We start from the raw sequence: 19,818 nt of genomic DNA on the forward strand, positions 1-19,818 counted from the left end.
TAAATCATCCGTTTTTGCAGTACAATAGGTACTATTTTAACATGAGCCAACCAGAAGTAAAATGAATAGCAGAACTGCAAAATCCTTTATCTATTTCATCACAAAGTTGTACAAAAAAAGATGCGGTCATAAGACCACATCTCCTACAACTCAATTCTAGGATGCTCTGATAACCTTCACATCTCCAGGAATTACTTTTTCTCCTTCATAAAGCATAAAGCGTCCATGTTGCCATTCCACACGCAGGAGTCTAGAGTCATCTGACTGATATTGCCACACATGCTGCTCTCCGCCATTCATAAAAGGGGTTTGACCAGCGACAGCGACATATCCGTCATATTCTTCCTCCAGAAAATAAGTATAATCGTCCAGTTCAAGTGTTGTTGGAACTTCAGCAGGATTATCTAATCGCCCATCGATTGGTTTATACAAACCATATTGCAGCTGTTCCCGCTCCTCAATATGCAAATAGGCAATTTGACTACCATCTCTTAATGTCAGTACTACCGCATTTCGTCCACGATTATGGGTCCTGCCGGTTACCTCGTAGGTAACGAGCGATACTTCACAGATGTCTCCGGGAGACAAATTAAGCATACTTTTCTGAACTTCCTGAGCCGCTGGTTTGGAGAAAAGATTACCTATACGTTTCCATATACTCAACTTGATCGTTCCCCCTACATAAATGCAGAAATAATTAAAGCTCCCGTAATTTGCAGTGAGCCTGATAATAAGCCGTACCCGATTTTGCCAAGCTGTGTACCATGATCCAGATCCAGATTCCCCCATTTAGCCAAGAGGAGACGGACCGTTCTTTCCAATATAAGCAAAAGAAAAAAAGATACAATCGAGATCAGCAAAGCATCTGGCAGACTGTTAGAAGCAGCTATCGATGATGATAAAATGAATGCCTGTGCCAATAGCTTCATTACAAAACGTGTAGTAACTGCCATATTTCCAGCCTTTAACTCTTCTAAATCATTGTATCGAGTGAAAAGTGAATCTACGAACATCAGCACAAACAGCAACACCGCGCCGCTCACTGTCCACACGACCATGGACACCAGGATATGGAAATCCATTCTATAGCCCCCGCTTATTCATTTTGCATGCTGTCATAAGCATAGATAAAGCGAAGAGGAAACGATAGTCCTGTCTCCCCTTCGCCTGTGAACATCAGCCGTGAAACGGCTAAGATCAAATGTTATTGCTTCTCGTATTGTTTCATCAGAGCAGCCAATTCATCTTCTACTGCTTGATCTTTGTTCAACTTCTCGAACTCATCATCAAGTGATTTGTTGCCCGAGCTCATCTCGTTGCTGGCTTCGGCTTGAGCTTCTGCTTGCAGCATTTTTTCTTCCATACGTTTCAGTCCAGCAGATGCGGAATCAGAGCTGAAGCCGCTCATCGCTTTATTAATTTCAGTTTGGGCTTTGGCAGCATTATAACGTGCAACTAAGGTTTCACGTTTGTTCTTCATTTGTGTGAGCTGCTTACGCATCTCGTCAAGTTTGCCGCGAAGATTATCCGCAGATGCTTTGTTCTGGTCGAAGCTAGCTTTGTATTCTACCAGTTTAGCTTCAGCAGACTTTTTCTCTTCCAGAGCTCGGCGAGCAAGGTCAACATTACCAGCTTGAGCTGCAGCATGTGCCTGTTGCGTACGTTTGTTAACAAGCGCTTCCTGCTCTTCATACAGCTGCTTGAACTTCTTCTCAATAGCGATTTGAGCCGCTACCGCTTTTTCTGCATCTTCCAAATCTTCGGTCATATCACGAATGTACTGATCCGTCATTTTAATCGGGTCTTCTGCTTTGTCAATAATCGCATTCACGTTAGACATTGTTAAATCGCGCAATCTTTTAAATATAGACATGGTTTCATTCCTCCAAAAGATAATTTAAAAACTCACTTGATATCTTTTACGCAGAATTGCCAATTCCGTTTCAAATTTGTTGTGCTAAATATTGATTAACTTTATTATTTACTATCTCTACTACCTTCATGATGCCTTCTTTCGAAAGATCGTCGTAATGAATCCCCATCACAACTGTGACAGTCCTATTTAGAGCCTTAGCTACCCTGATCGCAATATCTTCACTTATCGTATGCTCTTTATGATGAGGAACGGCAGAGGTCTGCACTTCTACCTGCTCTCCATTCAAATACGCAGTACTTGCCGCTCCAATATGATGAACGCCACCACTGATTACGAGTAAGAGATCACGTCCGACAGGCGTCGCCGTCAGCCCAATATCCTCAGGGTTAATCTTGTTAGAAGTCAATAGTATCTCCTCACTACTCCACTTTATATAATGCCACGTATTTCATCTAAGGATTGAATATTCTCTTGAACCATGAATTGCTCAAGTTCTTCAACAAGTTGGCTGCCTGCTCTCAAATTCATAAAATTGTAGGTTCCGACTTGGATTACCGAAGCACCTGCCATAATAAATTCAATAATATCAGTAGCTGTGGTGATGCCCCCCATTCCGATTACTGGAATAGATATGTTCTGTGCGACTTGATGCACCATACGCAAAGCAACTGGCTTAATCGCTGGTCCGGACAGTCCGGCATATAAGTTATTAAATACACTACTTCTCCGTCGCACATCGATCTTCATCCCGGAAATGGTGTTAATCAGCGAGACGGCATCTGCTCCCTCTTCCTCACACATTTGAGCCATCTCAACGATATTCTCAGCACCTGGAGACAGCTTTACTGCAAGTGGTAGCTTAGTGGCACGCCTAACAGCTTGTACAACTTTTTGCGCTTCTGAAGTCTTGATTCCAAATGCAATTCCGCCCTCTTTTACATTTGGACAGGAAATATTCAACTCAATCATATCAACAGCTGGTTTACCTGCGCTTGATCGAAGATCGGCATCACGCTGGATCATTTCTGCTCCAAGTACGTAATCCTCAAGCGTTCCGCCCCCAAGATTCACCAAACGGGCTGTATCGAGTGTTTCCCAATAAGGGCATTCTTTTTCCAAAAACGCGGATACCCCTGGATTCTCCAATCCAACACTATTCAACATACCAGAGGCTGTCTCGTATACTCGAGTGCCAGGGTTACCTGCTTTGGGATGGAGGGTGAGCCCCTTCCCTGAGATTCCACCTAACAAAGAAACATCATACATCTTTCCATATTCACGACCAAAGCCGAAGGTTCCTGAAGCCATTACAATCGGATTCTTAAAATGAACGCCTGCAATTGTTGTGCTCATCTTAGTCATGGAAAATCACCTCCTCAGAAAGGAACACGGGTCCGTCTGCACAGGCTTTTCGCTGACCATCACGACAAGAAACACTACAAACAAGACAGGCTCCAATACCGCAAGCCATTCGATTCTCTAAAGAGAGATAAACTTTTGTATTGCTACCCGCCTCTTCAGCCGCTAACCCTTTAAGCTGTGCTGCTTTAAGCATAGGATGTGGGCCGCAGACGAAAATATGATCATATTGACTAAAATCCACACGATCCAAAATAAATCCGCCTACATCTACTGTAAGCTCGGCTGCTAATGGACGAAAAGCTTCTGTCCGGTAAGCTTCGCGACTAAAACCTAGAAAGATATCACTACTAGGCAGCTGCTTTGCACAATAATATAGCGGCGCTATTCCGATTCCACCACCAATAAGCGCAACCTTGCCTTCCACCTGAGGGAATCCCGTGCCAAAAGGCCCTTCAAGCTCCACTGAGTCACCAGGAGTCAACCGTGAAAATATTTCAGTGCCTTCCCCCACTACGTGATATAAGAATTCAACACTATCTTCTTTTACTTCATGTATACTTAACGGTCTGGAAAGGATCGGATAAGCACCCCATGCCCGTAACATGTAGAATTGACCCATTTCACCGCCGCTATTCGTTTCAACTTTAAGGTGGTACACTCCGTCAGTTAGCCGATCGTTACTTAAAACCATCCCCACGTTATCAAGCTCCTTCAAATTTTATCTTTATTAAGATTGCCTTAGAAGGAGCATAAAATCTGTGACAAACTTCACATTCAAAGCGAGCTATCTCTTTTTCCAGATCCCACGTTCATAAGGTTTGGGTACATTACGTACGCCTCCAAGTGCCTCTTCCGCATGTAAAGCCCAATAGGGATCGCTCAACATCCCACGGCCAACGGCTATCAGCTCTGCCCGTTCTTCTGCGACGATGGACTGTGCCTCAGTAAAGGATTCAAGCCGCCCCACTGCAATTACAGGCACTTGTAATTCACTACGGATAAACTCTGCCAGATCCACTTGATAAGCAGGGCCTGCACCCGGCCCTCCATTTGAACCTATAGGACCTTCACCTCCAGAAGAAACATGGAACAGATCCACTCCAGCATTCTTGTACCGTCGGCAAATATCCAGAGCGTATTCAGCATCATATCCACCCTTTACATATTCCTTCGCAGATATTCTCATAATCAATGGCATGTCCACAGGAACCACTTCTCGGACTGCTTTAACTATCTGTTCTCCGAACAACGCAGGATCTTGTCCATATTCATCATCTCTGGTATTCGTCAATGGAGAATGAAACTGGTGAATTAAATAACCATGTGCACCATGAATTTCGACCGTGTCAAATCCTGCATCCACAGCTCTGCGTGTACCTTCACGGAAAGCCTCAATCAACGCTAAAATTCCCTTCTTAGAAAGAGCTTGTGGCGTTTTGGAATTAGCATCAAAGGGAATGGCTGATGGAGCCACCGGCGGCTCAGCATCGACTGCTTTACGTCCCGCATGTCCTAATTGAACAGCGATCTTTGATCCATATGCATGTACACTATCTGTGATTCTACGATAAGCCTCAATTTGCGAATCATTCCAGATTCCTGTATCTCGATTAGTGATTCTACCATCTGGATGAACGCCAGTCATTTCCACGATAATAAATCCTGTACCGCCAATAGCACGGCTTACATAATGAACATAATGCCAATCATTAGGGATGCCATCCTCTTTATCCACCGAATACTGGCACATAGACGGCATGACAATACGATTCTTCAACGATAACCCCTTCAATTCATACGGTGCAAACAAATCAGACATTCATGTCTCCATCCCTTCCGTAATCTATAATGGGTTCGGGAATTCCCCGTTCTATTAGTATACATGCATTTGAACCTTCAAGAAATCTTAACGCAAACTGTATGGTCAACAGCATAAATCTACCCAGCTATGGGGATAACAATTAAGAATATGACGGTGATCAGGTTGTAAAGGAGGCAGATGGGGATGTATTTTCAACGGAGAGGTCAGAAACTGCTCGTAATATTAGGAACAATCATAACTATGCTATTTCCAACCTATTCTTCAGAGGTTGCGTCAGCGTCCGTGCAGAGTCAGAAGACTCCACAAGAACAAACACCAAGTATACCCGTTTCAGAGGAAGATACGGCCATTTCAGCAGGTAGCGCTGCTACAAATAGTTCGACGCTTAACAGCACTAAAAACGCTAAAGGTCTTACATTAAGTCAGCTGTTACACAAATACCCAGAGACTTTTAAGACTAGTGGACCTCGGAATAAAGTCATAGCACTTACTTTTGATGATGTTCCTGATCCAAGATTCACCCCCCAATTGCTAAACGTCCTAAAAAAATATAATGTCAAAGCAACCTTCTTTGTGGTGGGAAGCAGAGCAAAAAAACATCCGGCTTTGGTGAAAAGAATGATTAGAGAAGGACATGCGATTGGAAATCATTCGTATAATCATCCTCAGTTTGTGAAGCTTGCGATGAATGATTTTCAATCACAAATCATAAAAACCGAGGATATTATACAAACCTTGGCCGGATATAAACCACGACTAATACGCCCACCCTATGGGGATATCAGTGAACAGCAGCTAAAATGGGCGAAAAGCCATGGCTATACGCTCGTGAATTGGAATGTGGACTCATTGGATTGGAAAGGACTTTCCAAAAACCAAGTTAGAAATAATATTCTGGCCCATATTGGAAGAGGAGCGATTATTCTTCAGCACGGTGGAGGCGGTCCAGGTAGTCATCTACAAGGAACGATTCAGGCTTTACCTGAAGTAATCACGATTATGCGCAAGCGGGGCTATACTTTCGTTACCGTTCCTCAATTACTACAGGTGTCCAAAAGTAAATAAAACACCCCCCAAATATATTTTTTCTATACGTAAAAAAAACGGAGGTAGCCGCTAAGGACTCCCTCCGTTTCCTGTGTAACTTTATTTTAGAACTTTTCATATCTCTTTATTAATTAAAATTTTCTCTATTTTTATCTATCTATTTAACAATGTATAATTGTACATATTGATAACCAAATGATGATACAAAGCTTTGACTACCAGGAATAAAGATATCAATACGATTGCCTTTTATAGCACCGCCCACATCCGTTGCCGTTGCTAAGAATGCATCTTTAGGCAATCCATCATGTGAATGCCCTGTCACCAATACTTTGGTACCAAGAGGAATCACATTTGGATCAACAGCAATAGTACCGATCTTGAGAGGATTTCCGAAATAATCTACTGCACCCCATCCGCCATTCTCACTGCTTGCAGAAGAATAAGCTGAAGCTTTGACTTGAATCGATTTGTCATAATTAAACGACTTCCCCCATGCTTCAACTGTTTTGGACTCTGAGTTTACATTCAGACTTGGTGTAATCACTGGAGATTTGTCAGTTGTAGTTACGGACTCAGCCTGCATCTTACTAGGGATAGTAATTTCAAGACCTTCGTAAATGTTAAGGGCTGCAACGTTTGGGTTTGCTTTCATTAATTCATTCATACCTACATTATATTGCTTGGATAAAGTATAAAACGTGTTGCCATCCTTAGCGATATGAACGCTGTCTGCATGAGCTGGAACAGCATGCAATAATGCACTGATTCCCATAATTGCAGCAAGGGTTTTAATTGTTCTAAATTTGTTCTTCATAATTGCCTCCTCATTAGATGGGCGTGAACGGTATGACTTCCGTATACGCTCGTGTACATTTTAAGTACTTATGTACATCCCGTGTGTGATTTCTTGGTGTGTTGCAGTCTTTTGTAAAACTGACAGGACTTAATATATCACAATTTTGTAACCTGTGCTTATGTAATTGTTACCATTATGAAAAATCAAGTTTCAATATTGTCATTTTTAGAGGTACTGGTTAACATATTTTTTATTATGTAAACTACATTTAAAGATTCATACACATTTTTTTAAAAAATAACATATAAAATTCCCGAATATTTTACATAGCGTTAACATTTCATGCTTTATCCAATAGTAGAATGATAGAATATGATAAATAGAATAGATATAGACAACGAATCATATTTGGAGGTCCCATGAATACAGAAGAGAATAAAAACAACCAAAGCAGCCCAGCCACTGCTTACCTCAATAGAGATTTGAGCTGGATCGAATTTAACCGACGCGTGCTTAAAGAAGCTCAAGACCCCGATAATCCGCTAATGGAACGGGCTAGATTTCTGGCTATCGTCTCAAGCAATCTTGATGAGTTCATAAGCGTTCGAGTGGCAGGAATTCAAGATCAAATCCGGGCAGGCTATACTAAAAAAGATTTCACTGGCTACACCCCTTCCGGGCTATACAAACGTCTCATCAAACGAGTTACCAAAATTGTTGCCGACCAATACCGGATTTTCCGTGATATTTCACGGAGTTTGCATAAAGAAGGTATCGTTTTTGTGGATTATGAGGATCTCACTCATGCACAGGAACAGTCCATAGAACAATATTACCGGGATATCATCTATCCTGTACTTACGCCAATGGCTGTAGATCAGAGTCGACCGTTTCCACTCGTTCATAGCCAATTTATCTATTTAGCAGTTGTTCTTACTCGTAAGAATGGCCTTGAAGAAGAGCCTTTTTTTGCTATTCTGCAAATTCCATCTAATCTGCCAAGATGTATTCCACTACCACACCGATCTAACAGTAAGAAACGGCAGTTCGTATTTATAGAGGATGTCATCCGTCATCACATTCAAACTTTATTCAGTGGTTACGAGCCGGTTGCCGTTAGTGAATTTCGTTTGACCCGCAACTCTGATCTCACGATCGACGAAGAAGGGGCCGAGGATCTTCTGGAAGAGATTGAAAAGGAGCTGCGCAAGCGTCGCCGCGGTGTTCCAGCAAGACTTGAAGTACAAAAAGGAATTCATCCATATGCTTTGGAACAGCTGCAAGCTGAGTTTGAACTTGAAGATTTCGTATTCGAAATTGAAGGTCCGCTAGATCTAAGTTTCCTTCGTAACTTCGCCGGCAGTATTAAGGGCTTTAGTTACTTAAACTATCCAAGTATTGAGCCGGTCTACCCAGCTGAATTTGAAGAGAACGAGGATTTCTTCGAGGTATTACGTGAGCGAGATGTCCTCGTCTACCACCCTTACGAATCCTTTGATGCGATGACGGACTTTATCATTCAAGCGTCAGAGGACGAACAAGTAATGGCTATTAAGATGACACTCTATCGGGTTAGCGGTAACTCTCCTCTGATTACTGCACTGGCTAATGCTGCTGAATCCGGAAAACAGGTAACAGTAGTTGTTGAGTTAAAAGCCAGATTTGATGAGGAACGCAACATCGCTTGGGCTCGTCAACTTGAAAAATCCGGATGTCATGTTGTATATGGTCTTGTTGGACTCAAAACACATGCCAAAGTTACCTTGATTGTCCGTCAGGAAGGTCAAGAGCTACGTCGCTACGTACATGTAGGCACAGGAAACTACAATGACAGTACAGCCAAAGTCTACACGGATCTCAGTCTATTTACTGCTCAAAGCGATATCGGACTTGATGCTTCAGAGCTGTTTAATCAAATGACGGGATATTCCGCTGATTTTGACTGGAATTCCTTCATTGTAGCTCCAACGGACATGAGCCTTTCCTTACAAAAATTAATGAAGCGTGAAGCGGAGCATGCTGCAGCTGGAAGACCTGCACGTATCATTGCCAAAATGAACTCACTCTCTAATCAACAAGTCATCGACGATTTATATGGTGCCGCACAGGCTGGTGTATCTATCGACTTAATCGTTCGGGGGGTTTGTTGTCTTCGTCCGGGGATTGAAGGCTTGAGCGAAAACATTACGGTTCGCAGTATTGTCGACCGCTTTCTGGAGCATTCAAGAATTTACTATTTTGAAAATGGCGGGAATCCTGAGGTGTATTTATCCAGTGCAGATTGGATGACTAGAAACCTAACTCGACGGATCGAGCTGATGTGTCCGGTAAGAGACAGCAATATTCGCAAACAAATTGTTAAGATTCTTGAACTATCCCTTAAAGATAATGTGAAGGCAAGCTTCTTACAGCCTAATGGATATTACGAGCAACCAGACGACAAAAAGGCCCCTTTCCGGAGCCAGTTCGCAGCAATGGATGTTACACGTTGGAAGGAAAATCGAGTTTTACCTTCACAGCCCAAGCATTCTTAAATGCTTTTATGGCGTTCTCAATGTCCTCTAGACCAATCAGAAGCGCTGAAGCGCCCTCAAGGTCCAGATTAAGGGTATTGCCGTGTAGATTAGCTTTCAAGCCGCTTACAATCCCGATCTCGGTGCTGTCCAGTGCAATGCTTAGCTGTACAAGCGATCCGAGCTTATGAATCCACTCTTCGTCGGAAGGCAGCAAAATGTCCTTATACATCTGGGACAATTTCTGCTTCCGGCTTTTTGTGCTGTACGAGGCAATCAACGCGCACAGGATAAGCTGGCGGTGTGTCAGTCCACGAATCGGTGAATTCATCAGCCAATACAGGGTGTGCCGTTTAGATTGATAATAGTTAATGTTAGACCCCGTTCGATGTAGCATGATGGATACATAAATTAACATCTCATGTTCAGCTTTATTCTCCTCATCCTTGAACGCGTCAAACAGACTTAGCGCAAGCTTATTAATATGATCTAAATACCGTTTAGAGGTACGAATATCAAACCGAATGATCGTATTTAAGCTGTATTCAAGCGCACTGTCCCGCACCGGTTGCTCTGGCTTCAGTAAATCATGTAACATACCTTCCCTGAGCCCTTCCCCGCTGATTACAGCCTGGCTAGCCCCAATATACTGATATACCGTATGAAAAATAATCAACCCGGACACAATGATATCCGCCCGACTCTTAGACAACCCGTCTAAATCTTTACGTTTATCATAAGGCATTGAAGGTAATGTGTTCATAAAATGTTCAATCGTCTCACTGGCCATGGTGTAGCCATGAGAGTTTGGTAAAGAGTAGGCTCTAGTCTTTTGATCCAGCTTCCCTAAAGAACGAACCGTGCCTCCCAGACCAAACAACGGAAGACCTGCTGTTGCGTTAAGCCAATCATGCTCAACCAATCTCCCCAGAACATAGGTTTCAAGTTTCTGAATCTGCTCTCCATTCCAGTTCCCGCCTTGACCAAACATAAGATTGGTATTCACCGCTCCGAACGGAAAGGAAATGCTATGTTGATATCGCCGCCCGCGAAAAAGTGTAATTTCAGTACTCCCGCCACCAATATCGATGACGTAGCCATCCTCAACATTAAATGCGTTTATAACACCCAAGAAACCAAAGTAAGCTTCCTGATGACCACTGATAACCTCAATTGGAATGGTAGATGCTTCTGACAAAAAGGTAATAATTTCACTGGAGTTAGCTGCATTTCTGATTGCCGCTGTAGCCCCTGCGCGAATAGTCTCCACTTCAAAAGCATTGCAGATCTCTTTAAACTGGCGCAAGACTGGAATTATGGTCTCCATATCCTTCTGTTCCAGTCGGCCTTCCTTCGTAATCTTCTCACTAAGACGCGCAGAGTACTTACACTCCTTGATGATCTTATAGCCTCCCTCCGGCGTTGTATCATAGATTACAAGACGTATGGAGTTAGAACCAATATCAATAATGCCGATCCGGCGCAGATCATCTCTCATTATGTATGTACTCCTTTTCAAGTTGATTGACCATCTATTATACATGGTTTACATAAATAAATGAACTCAGTCCATTATATCCTCAAATCACGCAACTGTTAAAAAAATAAAGCGGCACCCGGATAACCTGCCCGAGCGCCGCTACAATTTGACTTATTTATAACACTTTACTTAAAAAATCCTGAGTACGTACATGCTGAGGATTGCCGAATACTTGTGCAGGTGTACCCTGCTCTACAATCACGCCGCCATCCATAAATAGAATACGGTCGCCCACTTCGCGGGCAAAGCCCATCTCATGTGTAACAATGACCATAGTCATCCCATCTTCTGCAAGCTTCTTCATAACCTCCAGCACCTCACCGACCATCTCTGGATCAAGGGCTGAGGTTGGCTCGTCAAAGAGCATCACATGAGGCTGCATCGCCAGCGCACGGGCAATCGCGATCCGTTGCTTCTGTCCTCCGGACAGCTGAGCAGGATAAGCATCCTTTTTATCTTCAAGGCCTACTGTCTTAAGCAGCTCCATTGCGAATTTATCCGCTTCGGACTGCTGCTGTTTTTTTACCTTAATCGGTGCTAGTGTAATGTTCTGCAGAACTGTTTTATGAGGAAAGAGGTTAAATTGCTGAAATACCATTCCCATCTTCTCACGCGTGACATTAATATCGTGCTTTTTGGAGGTAATAGATTCACCTTCAAAAGTGATTTCGCCACCAGTTGGCTGCTCCAGGAGATTCAAACAGCGCAGAAAGGTACTTTTACCCGATCCACTCGGTCCGATAACGACGACGACCTCACCTTTATGAATCTCCAAGTCAATTCCCTTGAGAATTTCCAGCTTCCCATAATTTTTTTGCAAATTCTTAACGGCGATCATCGGTATTCAGCCTCCTTTCCAGTCTACCCAGAATCTTCGATAGCGTAAATGTCAGCACAAAGTACATAAATGCGATAATTACTAGGGGTGTCATGCCATCGTAAGAAATCGTTGTAACTGTTCGGGCTTGAAACATCAAATCCGTTACGCCGATAAAAGAAATAATGGATGATTCCTTGATAATAGTGATGAATTCATTTCCGATGGCCGGAAGAACACTCTTAAGTGCTTGAGGGAGTATAATATGACGCATAGTCATCCCTTGCTTCATACCAAGTGAACGGGCTGCCTCCATTTGTCCACGATCTACACCCTGTATCCCCGCACGGAAAATCTCTGCAAGATAAGCAGAACTGTTAATGGATAAGGTAATTGCACCCGACTGAATCGGTGTAAACTCAATCCCAAACGTAGCCAATCCATAATGGATGAGAAACAGTTGTACAAGCATAGGTGTACCACGAAGGAATTCTACCCAGGCTGTTGCCAAGAAGCGAAGCACACCCCATTTGGACATACGTAGCAAGGAAACGATAATCCCTAGAATAAAACCAAAGAATACACCCAGAACAGCAAGCAGTAAGGTATACTGCAAACCGGTCAGGAAAAAATCACGATAATCATAAGCCATTTGAAATAATTTAATGTCCATATTCTATCCTCCCATCTCCAAAAAAATAGTAAATAGCTTATTGCCGCTATTTTCTGTATACACATACAATTTACTTAAGCAGCCTTTAAAAAAATACGTTATTTCTTTATTTCGTGCTATCTGCAAGCTCACTAGCTGCCGTCACAAACTCATCAATTTTACCTTCTGAGTTTAAACGTGTCAGTGTGCTGTTTACTTGATCCAGTAGCTCTTTGTTTCCTTTTTTAATACCAATAGCATAACCGTCATCCTCAACTACTGGCTTAGCATCAGTGATTACAAGACCAGGAACATTCTTAACGAATGATTTGGCGACGGGTCCTTCAATGATAGCAGTATCTACACGATTGGATTGCAATTGTAGAACGATTTCGGAGATTTTACCAAGCGAAGTGATTTTCGCTCCCTCGATCCCTTTAGCAATTTCTTCTTGAATGGATCCGGTTTGTACACCAATCTTTGTACCTTTTACAGCATCCATAGTGGCGTATTTATCTTTGTCCGATTCGCGCACAACAATCGCTTGCTCCGCCTTGTAATAAATGTCTGAAAGATCAACAGCTTTTTTTCGTTCTTCCGTCGGGCTAAGTCCAGAAATTACAATATCTACTCTTCCACTGGACAATTCGTTTAATAGTGAATCGAATGGCAAGTCCTTAATCACAAGCTCTGCACCCATATCGGCAGCAATTTCCTTAGCAATATCGATATCGAAGCCCACGATAGTATCTTTACCGTCTACTACCTTATGGAATTCGTAAGGAGGAAAATCTGCACTTGTGCCCATAGTAAGCTTCTTAGTAGCCCCACCGTTAGTTGCATCTCCACTTGCAGCGGTATCACTATCATTTTTATTTTGACCGCAGCCTGACAACAGGCCTACTGCTAATAGCATACCTAAACTAAGTTTACCCCATTTGTTCATTTCTATATCTCCCCTATTCTTATGAAAAAAAAATCTTAGTAGTCCCTTTGACCGACTTATTATAAATCAGAACGCATGAATATGCAAAGGCATAATTGTGACAATAACTTCCTTTTAATGGGTTTCACAGCAAAGAGCTCATCTTCTTAGACCTATCATTCCAAATTTATTCAATTTTTATATAATTTTATACATTTTTACTATTCCCTCTCTTAACCAAATCATGCGGCATATTGCCCTTAATAATTTTCATCAAAAAAAGGAGTACACTAAAGTATGAGTCATACTTCAGCGCACTCCCTTATTAACCTATAACAGAATCTGATGAATCTTTATTCCGTAATTTCATTGTAAATATCAATGTACTGCTGAGCCGATACATTCCAGCTATAATCGCCAGCGAAGGCATTTTTCGTAATCTTTTTCCAGTGTTCTGGCTGCTTGTATAACGAGATCGCCCGGCGAAGTGTAAACATCATATCGTGGGCGTTATAGTTGCTGAACGTAAAGCCGTTCCCTTCACCGGATTCTTCATTATAAGGTTGAACCGTGTCATTCAGGCCACCGGTTGCCCGCACAACGGGTATGCTGCCATAGCGCAAAGCGAGAAGCTGACTGATGCCACAAGGTTCAAACTTGGAAGGCATAAGAAAGATATCACTAGCGGCATATATTTTACGTGAGAGAGCATCATTAAAGAGGATTTGCGAAGATAGCTTTGTCGGATAACGCCAAGCCGCTTCCCTGAACCATCGCTCATAGGACTCATCCCCCGTTCCAAGCAGTACAAATTGAATGTCATCATTATATAGCAGTTCATCCAATACACGAGTAAGCAAATCTAAGCCTTTGGAATCCACAAGACGAGTAACCATAGCTACCATCGGAATATTGGCATCCACAGGTAGTCCTAATTCCTCCTGCAAGGCTAATTTGTTCTCCGTTTTCTTAGATAGATTAGAACGGTAACGGGTAACAAGACTTGTATCTGTTGCAGGATTATAGCTTTTTGTATCAATTCCATTCACAATACCGCTCAAAACATCCGCTCTCGCATTTAACAGACCATCCAATCCGTAACCATAATAAGGTGTCCGAATTTCTTCCGAGTAGGTTGGACTTACTGTGGTGACACGGTCGCTGTATACAATGCCTCCTTTTAAGAAATTCACATTTCCGTAATACTCAACCCCTAGAAAATAACTACTGTCGAGACCCAATAACTCCCCAAGTACTTCATAAGGAAACACGCCCTGATACAACAGGTTATGTATAGTAAATACACTTCGCATCTCTTTGTAAAATGGATCATGTCGATAATGCCCCTGTAGCAGCATGGGGATTACAGCCGCATGCCAATCATGGCAATGCAAGACGTCCGGCTGAAAATCAATCGCTGGCAGACACTCCAGCACCGCACGATTATAGAACGCGAAGCGCTCTCCATCGTCCATATATCCGTAGATTCCGTCCCGTCCAAAATAATATTCATTGTCGATAAAGTAAACGGGGATACCGTCATAAACCATATGCTCGATCCCGCAGTATTGATTACGCCAACCGATTGGCACATACACTTCTGTTAAAGGCTCCATTTTTGAAGTGAACTTTTCTGGAATCCCACGATATTTAGGCAAAATCACTCGTACATCCACCCCGGCACCCTTCAGCGCTTTAGGTAATGCCCCAATGACATCGGCCAGACCACCCGTTTTGATAAATGGATGAGCTTCAGCTGCGGCAAATAAAACTTTCATGATTATTTCCCCCTTTAAAGTGTACGGATTCTCTATTCGTTCTTTTCTATGACTCATTTGCCTCTTTACTCTTACCCACTCGTGACGATTTCTTAAACACCAGGAAGCTAAGAGGCGGTAATGTTAGCTCTATACTGTTCACCTGATTATGCCATTCTAACTTTTTGCTCTTCTGAGGCAAGTTGTGTATACCCGACCCTCCGAACGCTACATCTTCTGAGCTAAAGAGCTCTTCATAAATTCCTGGGCGTGGAACGCCTATACGATACTGTTGACGTTGGACAGGTTGAAAATTGATGATAAACAGCAACGTATCTCCTGGCTTCTTGCCTTTACGCAGATATGAAATCACGCTTTGTTCATTGTCATCTGCATCAATCCATTGATAACCCTCTTGGGAATGATCAAGCTCCCACAGGGCTTTCTCCGAGCGATACAGTTTATTAAGTGCAGCAGTGTAAGCTAGCATGTTACGATGGCTGTCATAGTCCAGCAGTAGCCAATCCAGCTGCTCCTGATCCTTCCATTCGATAAATTGACCAAATTCTCCTCCCATGAACAGGAGTTTCTTTCCGGGATGGGAAATTTGATAACCGAGCAGTTGCCTAAGTCCTGCGAACTTTTGCTCATAAGAACCTGGCATTTTGTCAAGTAACGACTTCTTGCCATGTACAACCTCATCATGTGATAACGGTAATGCATAATTTTCGGCATAAGCATAACATATTGGAAATGTTAATAAATTATGATGATGAGGGCGACCCCAGAAATCATGTTCTATGTAGCCCAAAGTATCATTCATCCATCCCATATTCCATTTATAGTTGAAACCGAGACCCCCTTCATGAGCTGGCGCTGTAACTCCAGGCCACGCACTGGATTCTTCTGCCATCATCAATGCCTTAGGATAGTACTGAAATATCGCTTTGTTCAGGTTCTGAATAAATTTAATGGCCTCTAAATTCTCCAGACCCCCATTCACGTTACACCGGTATTGATGAGCCTGTTTTTCAAAATCGAGACGAAGCATGCTGGTAACCGCATCTACCCGCATCCCGTCAATATGATAATACTCAAACCAAAAGAGCGCATTAGAAATGAGGAACGATGAAATCTCTGGCTTGCTGAAGTCAAACGAAAGAGTCCCCCAGCCTGGTTTCTCCGCCAACATTGGATCTGCATATTCATAAAGTGGCGAGCCATCAAACATTCTTAAACCATGTGCATCCTTTGCAAAATGGGCCGGAACCCAATCCAGAATGACACCAATGCCTGCTTGGTGCAAGTGATCGATTAAATACATTAACTCATGGGGTTCACCATACCGACTCGTAGCTGCGAAATACCCCGTTCCTTGATAGCCCCAAGATAAATCGTATGGATGCTCAGCAAGTGGCATAAACTCTACATGGGTATAGCCCATTTCCACCAAATAAGGAATTAATATTTCACTCATTTCCTGGTAGCTATAAAATTCCCCATCTTCTTTTTGACGCCAAGTTCCAAAATGCATCTCATAAATGTTCAGCGGTTGATGATACGGAGCTTTGCTCTTTCTCCGCCATGCAGCATCTCCCCAACGGTAACCACTGAGATCCGTAACAACGGATGCAGTTGCCGGTCGAACCTCAGCTTTGAAGGCAAATGGATCCGCTTTGAGAAAGCTGGAGCCATCACTGGCAACAATTCTGTATTTGTAAAAAGTTCCCGGCTTTATTCCCGGAAAAAAGCGACTCCAAAATCCTGAATCGGGTATCTTATATAACGAGTCCATGTCCTGCGTTCCATCCCAGCCATTATGATCACCAGCTAGTCCTACATATGTCGCATGAGGAGCCCACACGGTAAAGCGCACGCCCGTAACGCCTTCTTCAGCGGCAGTGTGCGCACCCAGCATAGAATAGCTGCGAAAATTGGTGCCCTCATGGAACAAATAAATATCAGCAGCTGACGGAAGGGTATCGATTGTTGCGATTTCAGCCAATTCTACACCACCTTTTTGAATGCTTGTACCTATTAGATTACCCGAATATTACCATTTTGAAAATGATTTGATGTGAAAACAAAAGATTTTCTGATAAAGAAATATTAATTGTAATTTTTCTTTTTACACAGCAATATACTTCACCTATGTCGTTTCAAGTGCTTGTCGTGCGTTTATATAACAAGCATTGACAAAATAATGGGAGGGATAACAAATGAATAACAAAAAAGATTGTATCGCCATGCTCTTGGCAGGAGGGGAAGGCCGCAGATTGGCTCCCTTGACTTCCAGTATGGCTAAGCCTGCAGTCCCTTTCGGTGGACAGTATAAAATTATTGATTTCCCACTAAGTAATTGTGTAAATTCTAAAATCGATACAGTAGGTGTTCTTACGCAATATGAAGCTGAATCCTTGCACGATCACATCGGTGAAGGTGAACCTTGGGGCTTACATAGTCAAAAGGATAAAGGTGTCACCTTGCTTCCTTCCGGTGTTGAAGGCAGAGACAGCTATACAGGAACAGCTGATGCGATTTATAAGAATATTGAGTATATCGATAGTTGTAATCCAGAGCATGTACTTATTCTGTCCGGTGATCATATTTACCATATGGATTACCGCAAAATGCTGGATTATCATGTTGGCAAGGCTGCTAAAGCCACGATCTCCGTCATGGAGGTGCCATGGGATGAAGCTAGCCGTTTTGGAGTGATGAACGTAAATGAGGAACTGAAAATCTCTGAATTTGCGGAAAAACCAAAAGTACCTAAAAGTAATTTAGCTTCTATGGGTATATATCTGTTTGAGTGGGCTTATCTGAAGGAGCACTTGTTGCGGGATGCAGCTAATCCGAATTCCAGTCATGACTTTGGTAAAGACGTTATACCAACAATGCTTGATCAGAATGATGATTTATTCGCTTACCGCTTCAAAGGATATTGGAGAGATGTTGGTACTGTGGGTAGTCTCTGGGAAGCACATATGGATCTTCTGCAAAAAAACAATGGCATGAAGCTCGACAAAGTTCATTGGCCGATGTATAGCCGGATTCGCCGGACTAAGCTTGCTGTTCATAAACCACGTGTTCAGATGCCATCAACGGACTCTCTCGTGAATGAATTCTGCACACAAGAAGGCAGCCTGCAACGTTCAGTAATCTTCAATGGTGTGGAAATTGGAAAAATGAGCCAAATTAAACAAAGCGTTATTATGCCTGGCGTTCGCATTGGACGTGGAGTACAGATTGAAAATGCCATTATTGGTGAAGGCGCCATTATTAAGGATGGTGCTGTCGTCAAGGGAAGTATTAATAATATTGTAGTTGTTGGGCCCTATGAGACCGTAGCACCTAAGCCAGCGGTTCGAAATCAACCCTCCCGTCTGTTTCAGGATGTTTATGAGAAGACAGGACGTCTACGGGAAGTTCTCCCTTCATAAAACCATTATATATATAAATTCTTTATCAAGCAAAAACGCCTTCGGCGTCCCAAATGGACGGTAAGCGTTTATGCGAGAAATATAAGGATAATGTATAGTGTGAAACTTATATATTATTATATTTATAAAAAGGGGCTGTTGTCCTGGTCGATCATGACCAGAGCAACAGCCCCTTCGGTTGTTAGAAGTTAATTTTTATGATTCTTGGAGTGCTAACCATTCTCGATCTAAAATGCTCATTTCCACACCATCTACATATCGCTCTCCAAACAGCGCCGATTCACGCACTACACCCTCCCGCTTAAAGCCCAGTGCCTCATAGGTTTTCTGGGCAACGGTGTTGAAAGCGTAAGCCCCCAGGGAAAGACGATGCATACCCAAGCCCTCAAATCCGATTCGGAGCATTTCATTCATCATCCTTGTTCCAAAGCCTCTTCCCTGATAATCAGTATCTACTACTACTCTGCCAATACTTGCAGATCGATTGGACCGGTCTATGCCTGAAAAGCTGATGTGTCCCACGACCTGCTGAGTAGCTTCGTGCACCGCACAGAAGATAAGGCGATCAGAATTCGCTGGATGATTAGCTCCATCTAAATACTTAGTAAGCTGGTCATCGTCAAGTGGAAAAGTTAGCGAAGGTCCAGCCCATTGCTTCAGATACTCAGGTGAAACACTCCATCGTTTCAAGTGCTCAAAGTCCGATTCAGAAATAAATCTAAGAATCAGACGATCGGCATCAGGTTGTTCCTCAAAATGCTCATACAGGTTCACTAAACGACCATTTCCCATATCGTTAGTACCCATGTAATGAAAACCCATGCTCTGATAATAACGATTAAGTTTAATGTTATGTGCGACGGTATCAAATCTGAGTCCTCTGTATCCAAGCTCCTTGGCTCGCACCACAGCATATTTAAGCATATGCTGACCAAGTCCCTGACTGCGGTGTGATCCCGCTACAGCTAATCTATGCAAATATGCATAAGACTCATTGTTTTTGCTTCCCCAGTATTGAGGATCACTGAATTGTAACGTGAACATTCCAACTACTGCTTCACCGTCAATCGCAAGATATACATGCCTATCGGCGAAATAACCTGTAATATCCTCCTCGTTAAATTGGCCGGGGGTCCATTGCTTTATCCCATTTCGCTCCATCCAATTTGCTGCTTCCTGCAGCAGCCTCAAGATATCACCTGTCCGATCAGGCTCTCCACGAACGATCCGAATCGAATTCCCCCATACTTCCATTTCCATACCTC

Annotated in this window: 18 protein-coding genes; 3 read left to right on the forward strand and 15 right to left on the reverse strand. The window is 42.8% G+C overall.

Annotated features, from left to right (window positions below):
• Window positions 1-156: 156 nt before the first annotated feature.
• The 7 genes from ACN6KS_RS16135 to ACN6KS_RS16165 all read right to left on the reverse strand — a co-directional run bounded on the left by ACN6KS_RS16135 (window position 157) and on the right by ACN6KS_RS16165 (window position 5,057).
• Window positions 157-663, reverse strand: a complete 507-nt coding sequence (locus ACN6KS_RS16135) for a DUF4178 domain-containing protein (RefSeq protein ID WP_094869153.1) — start codon at window positions 661-663, stop codon at window positions 157-159.
• Between the two features lie 14 nt (window positions 664-677).
• Window positions 678-1,082 carry a DUF350 domain-containing protein gene (locus tag ACN6KS_RS16140; RefSeq protein WP_094869154.1) on the reverse strand — a complete coding sequence of 135 codons (405 nt, stop codon included), beginning with the start codon at window positions 1,080-1,082 and terminating at the stop codon, window positions 678-680.
• A 122-nt stretch (window positions 1,083-1,204) separates the two neighbouring features.
• Window positions 1,205-1,873, reverse strand: a complete 669-nt coding sequence (locus ACN6KS_RS16145; protein ID WP_094869155.1) for a PspA/IM30 family protein — start codon at window positions 1,871-1,873, stop codon at window positions 1,205-1,207.
• Between the two features lie 70 nt (window positions 1,874-1,943).
• Complete coding sequence (locus ACN6KS_RS16150) at window positions 1,944-2,282, reverse strand: hypothetical protein (RefSeq protein ID WP_094869156.1); 339 nt, start codon at window positions 2,280-2,282, stop codon at window positions 1,944-1,946.
• A 23-nt stretch (window positions 2,283-2,305) separates the two neighbouring features.
• Window positions 2,306-3,238 carry a dihydroorotate dehydrogenase gene (locus tag ACN6KS_RS16155; RefSeq protein WP_440960045.1) on the reverse strand — a complete coding sequence of 311 codons (933 nt, stop codon included), beginning with the start codon at window positions 3,236-3,238 and terminating at the stop codon, window positions 2,306-2,308.
• A complete protein-coding gene (locus ACN6KS_RS16160; RefSeq protein ID WP_280787549.1) occupies window positions 3,231-3,935 on the reverse strand; it encodes a dihydroorotate dehydrogenase electron transfer subunit in 705 nt (234 codons plus the stop codon). The genes ACN6KS_RS16155 and ACN6KS_RS16160 overlap by 8 nt, the downstream gene beginning before the upstream one ends.
• Window positions 3,936-4,022: 87 nt before the next feature.
• Entirely contained in the window at window positions 4,023-5,057 is a 1,035-nt protein-coding gene (locus tag ACN6KS_RS16165) for an NADH:flavin oxidoreductase/NADH oxidase (RefSeq protein WP_440960046.1), read from the reverse strand.
• A gap of 186 nt (window positions 5,058-5,243) precedes the next feature.
• Between ACN6KS_RS16165 and ACN6KS_RS16170 the strand changes: the two genes are divergently transcribed.
• Window positions 5,244-6,125: a polysaccharide deacetylase family protein gene (locus tag ACN6KS_RS16170; RefSeq protein ID WP_256989730.1), complete on the forward strand. Its 882-nt coding sequence runs from the start codon at window positions 5,244-5,246 to the stop codon at window positions 6,123-6,125.
• A 139-nt stretch (window positions 6,126-6,264) separates the two neighbouring features.
• On the opposite strand, the gene ACN6KS_RS16175 is transcribed toward ACN6KS_RS16170, so the two are convergent.
• Window positions 6,265-6,924: a 3D domain-containing protein gene (locus tag ACN6KS_RS16175; RefSeq protein WP_094869160.1), complete on the reverse strand. Its 660-nt coding sequence runs from the start codon at window positions 6,922-6,924 to the stop codon at window positions 6,265-6,267.
• 401 nt (window positions 6,925-7,325) lie between these two features.
• Between ACN6KS_RS16175 and ppk1 the strand changes: the two genes are divergently transcribed.
• Entirely contained in the window at window positions 7,326-9,440 is a 2,115-nt protein-coding gene (gene ppk1, locus ACN6KS_RS16180; protein WP_094869161.1) for a polyphosphate kinase 1, read from the forward strand.
• On the opposite strand, the gene ACN6KS_RS16185 is transcribed toward ppk1, so the two are convergent.
• The 6 genes from ACN6KS_RS16185 to glgB all read right to left on the reverse strand — a co-directional run bounded on the left by ACN6KS_RS16185 (window position 9,388) and on the right by glgB (window position 17,115).
• The gene (locus ACN6KS_RS16185) at window positions 9,388-10,917 is read right to left on the reverse strand and encodes a Ppx/GppA phosphatase family protein (RefSeq protein ID WP_179281529.1); all 1,530 of its coding nucleotides are present in this window, start codon (window positions 10,915-10,917) and stop codon (window positions 9,388-9,390) included. The two genes, ppk1 and ACN6KS_RS16185, sit on opposite strands and share 53 nt — an antisense overlap.
• A 157-nt stretch (window positions 10,918-11,074) precedes the next feature.
• Window positions 11,075-11,797 carry an amino acid ABC transporter ATP-binding protein gene (locus tag ACN6KS_RS16190; RefSeq protein WP_042188767.1) on the reverse strand — a complete coding sequence of 241 codons (723 nt, stop codon included), beginning with the start codon at window positions 11,795-11,797 and terminating at the stop codon, window positions 11,075-11,077.
• Complete coding sequence (locus ACN6KS_RS16195) at window positions 11,784-12,449, reverse strand: amino acid ABC transporter permease (protein WP_256989731.1); 666 nt, start codon at window positions 12,447-12,449, stop codon at window positions 11,784-11,786. Before ACN6KS_RS16195 ends, ACN6KS_RS16190 begins: the two co-directional genes overlap by 14 nt.
• Before the next feature lie 106 nt (window positions 12,450-12,555).
• Entirely contained in the window at window positions 12,556-13,374 is an 819-nt protein-coding gene (locus tag ACN6KS_RS16200; RefSeq protein ID WP_440960047.1) for a transporter substrate-binding domain-containing protein, read from the reverse strand.
• Between the two features lie 332 nt (window positions 13,375-13,706).
• Window positions 13,707-15,131 carry a glycogen synthase GlgA gene (gene glgA / locus ACN6KS_RS16205; protein WP_280787554.1) on the reverse strand — a complete coding sequence of 475 codons (1,425 nt, stop codon included), beginning with the start codon at window positions 15,129-15,131 and terminating at the stop codon, window positions 13,707-13,709.
• Window positions 15,132-15,177: 46 nt separating this feature from the next.
• Window positions 15,178-17,115, reverse strand: coding sequence for a 1,4-alpha-glucan branching protein GlgB (gene glgB, locus ACN6KS_RS16210; RefSeq protein WP_440960048.1), 1,938 nt, complete (start codon window positions 17,113-17,115; stop codon window positions 15,178-15,180).
• Between the two features lie 214 nt (window positions 17,116-17,329).
• Between glgB and ACN6KS_RS16215 the strand changes: the two genes are divergently transcribed.
• A complete protein-coding gene (locus ACN6KS_RS16215) occupies window positions 17,330-18,553 on the forward strand; it encodes a glucose-1-phosphate adenylyltransferase (protein ID WP_440960049.1) in 1,224 nt (407 codons plus the stop codon).
• Window positions 18,554-18,748: 195 nt separating this feature from the next.
• Here the strand turns inward: ACN6KS_RS16215 and ACN6KS_RS16220 are convergent, their stop codons facing one another.
• Window positions 18,749-19,807, reverse strand: coding sequence for a GNAT family N-acetyltransferase (locus ACN6KS_RS16220; protein WP_440960050.1), 1,059 nt, complete (start codon window positions 19,805-19,807; stop codon window positions 18,749-18,751).
• Window positions 19,808-19,818 lie beyond the last annotated feature (11 nt).

The sequence above is a fragment of the Paenibacillus nitricinens genome (assembly GCF_052056485.1).
GTDB classification, from domain to species: Bacteria; Bacillota; Bacilli; order Paenibacillales; family Paenibacillaceae; genus Paenibacillus_AQ; species Paenibacillus_AQ nitricinens.

Bases quoted from the DNA above. Each gene is read 5' to 3' on its own strand.
- ACN6KS_RS16140 (WP_094869154.1), bottom strand. From the start codon at position 1,082: ATGGATTTCCATATCCTGGTGTCCATGGTCGTGTGGACAGTGAGCGGC.
- ACN6KS_RS16145 (WP_094869155.1), bottom strand. From the start codon at position 1,873: ATGTCTATATTTAAAAGATTGCGCGATTTAACAATGTCTAACGTGAAT.
- ACN6KS_RS16155 (WP_440960045.1), bottom strand. From the start codon at position 3,238: ATGACTAAGATGAGCACAACAATTGCAGGCGTTCATTTTAAGAATCCG.
- ACN6KS_RS16165 (WP_440960046.1), bottom strand. From the start codon at position 5,057: ATGTCTGATTTGTTTGCACCGTATGAATTGAAGGGGTTATCGTTGAAG.
- ACN6KS_RS16170 (WP_256989730.1), top strand. From the start codon at position 5,244: ATGTATTTTCAACGGAGAGGTCAGAAACTGCTCGTAATATTAGGAACA.
- ACN6KS_RS16175 (WP_094869160.1), bottom strand. From the start codon at position 6,924: ATGAAGAACAAATTTAGAACAATTAAAACCCTTGCTGCAATTATGGGA.
- ppk1 (WP_094869161.1), top strand. From the start codon at position 7,326: ATGAATACAGAAGAGAATAAAAACAACCAAAGCAGCCCAGCCACTGCT.
- ACN6KS_RS16185 (WP_179281529.1), bottom strand. From the start codon at position 10,917: ATGAGAGATGATCTGCGCCGGATCGGCATTATTGATATTGGTTCTAAC.
- ACN6KS_RS16190 (WP_042188767.1), bottom strand. From the start codon at position 11,797: ATGATCGCCGTTAAGAATTTGCAAAAAAATTATGGGAAGCTGGAAATT.
- ACN6KS_RS16195 (WP_256989731.1), bottom strand. From the start codon at position 12,449: ATGGACATTAAATTATTTCAAATGGCTTATGATTATCGTGATTTTTTC.
- ACN6KS_RS16200 (WP_440960047.1), bottom strand. From the start codon at position 13,374: ATGAACAAATGGGGTAAACTTAGTTTAGGTATGCTATTAGCAGTAGGC.
- glgA (WP_280787554.1), bottom strand. From the start codon at position 15,131: ATGAAAGTTTTATTTGCCGCAGCTGAAGCTCATCCATTTATCAAAACG.
- ACN6KS_RS16215 (WP_440960049.1), top strand. From the start codon at position 17,330: ATGAATAACAAAAAAGATTGTATCGCCATGCTCTTGGCAGGAGGGGAA.
- ACN6KS_RS16220 (WP_440960050.1), bottom strand. From the start codon at position 19,807: ATGGAAGTATGGGGGAATTCGATTCGGATCGTTCGTGGAGAGCCTGAT.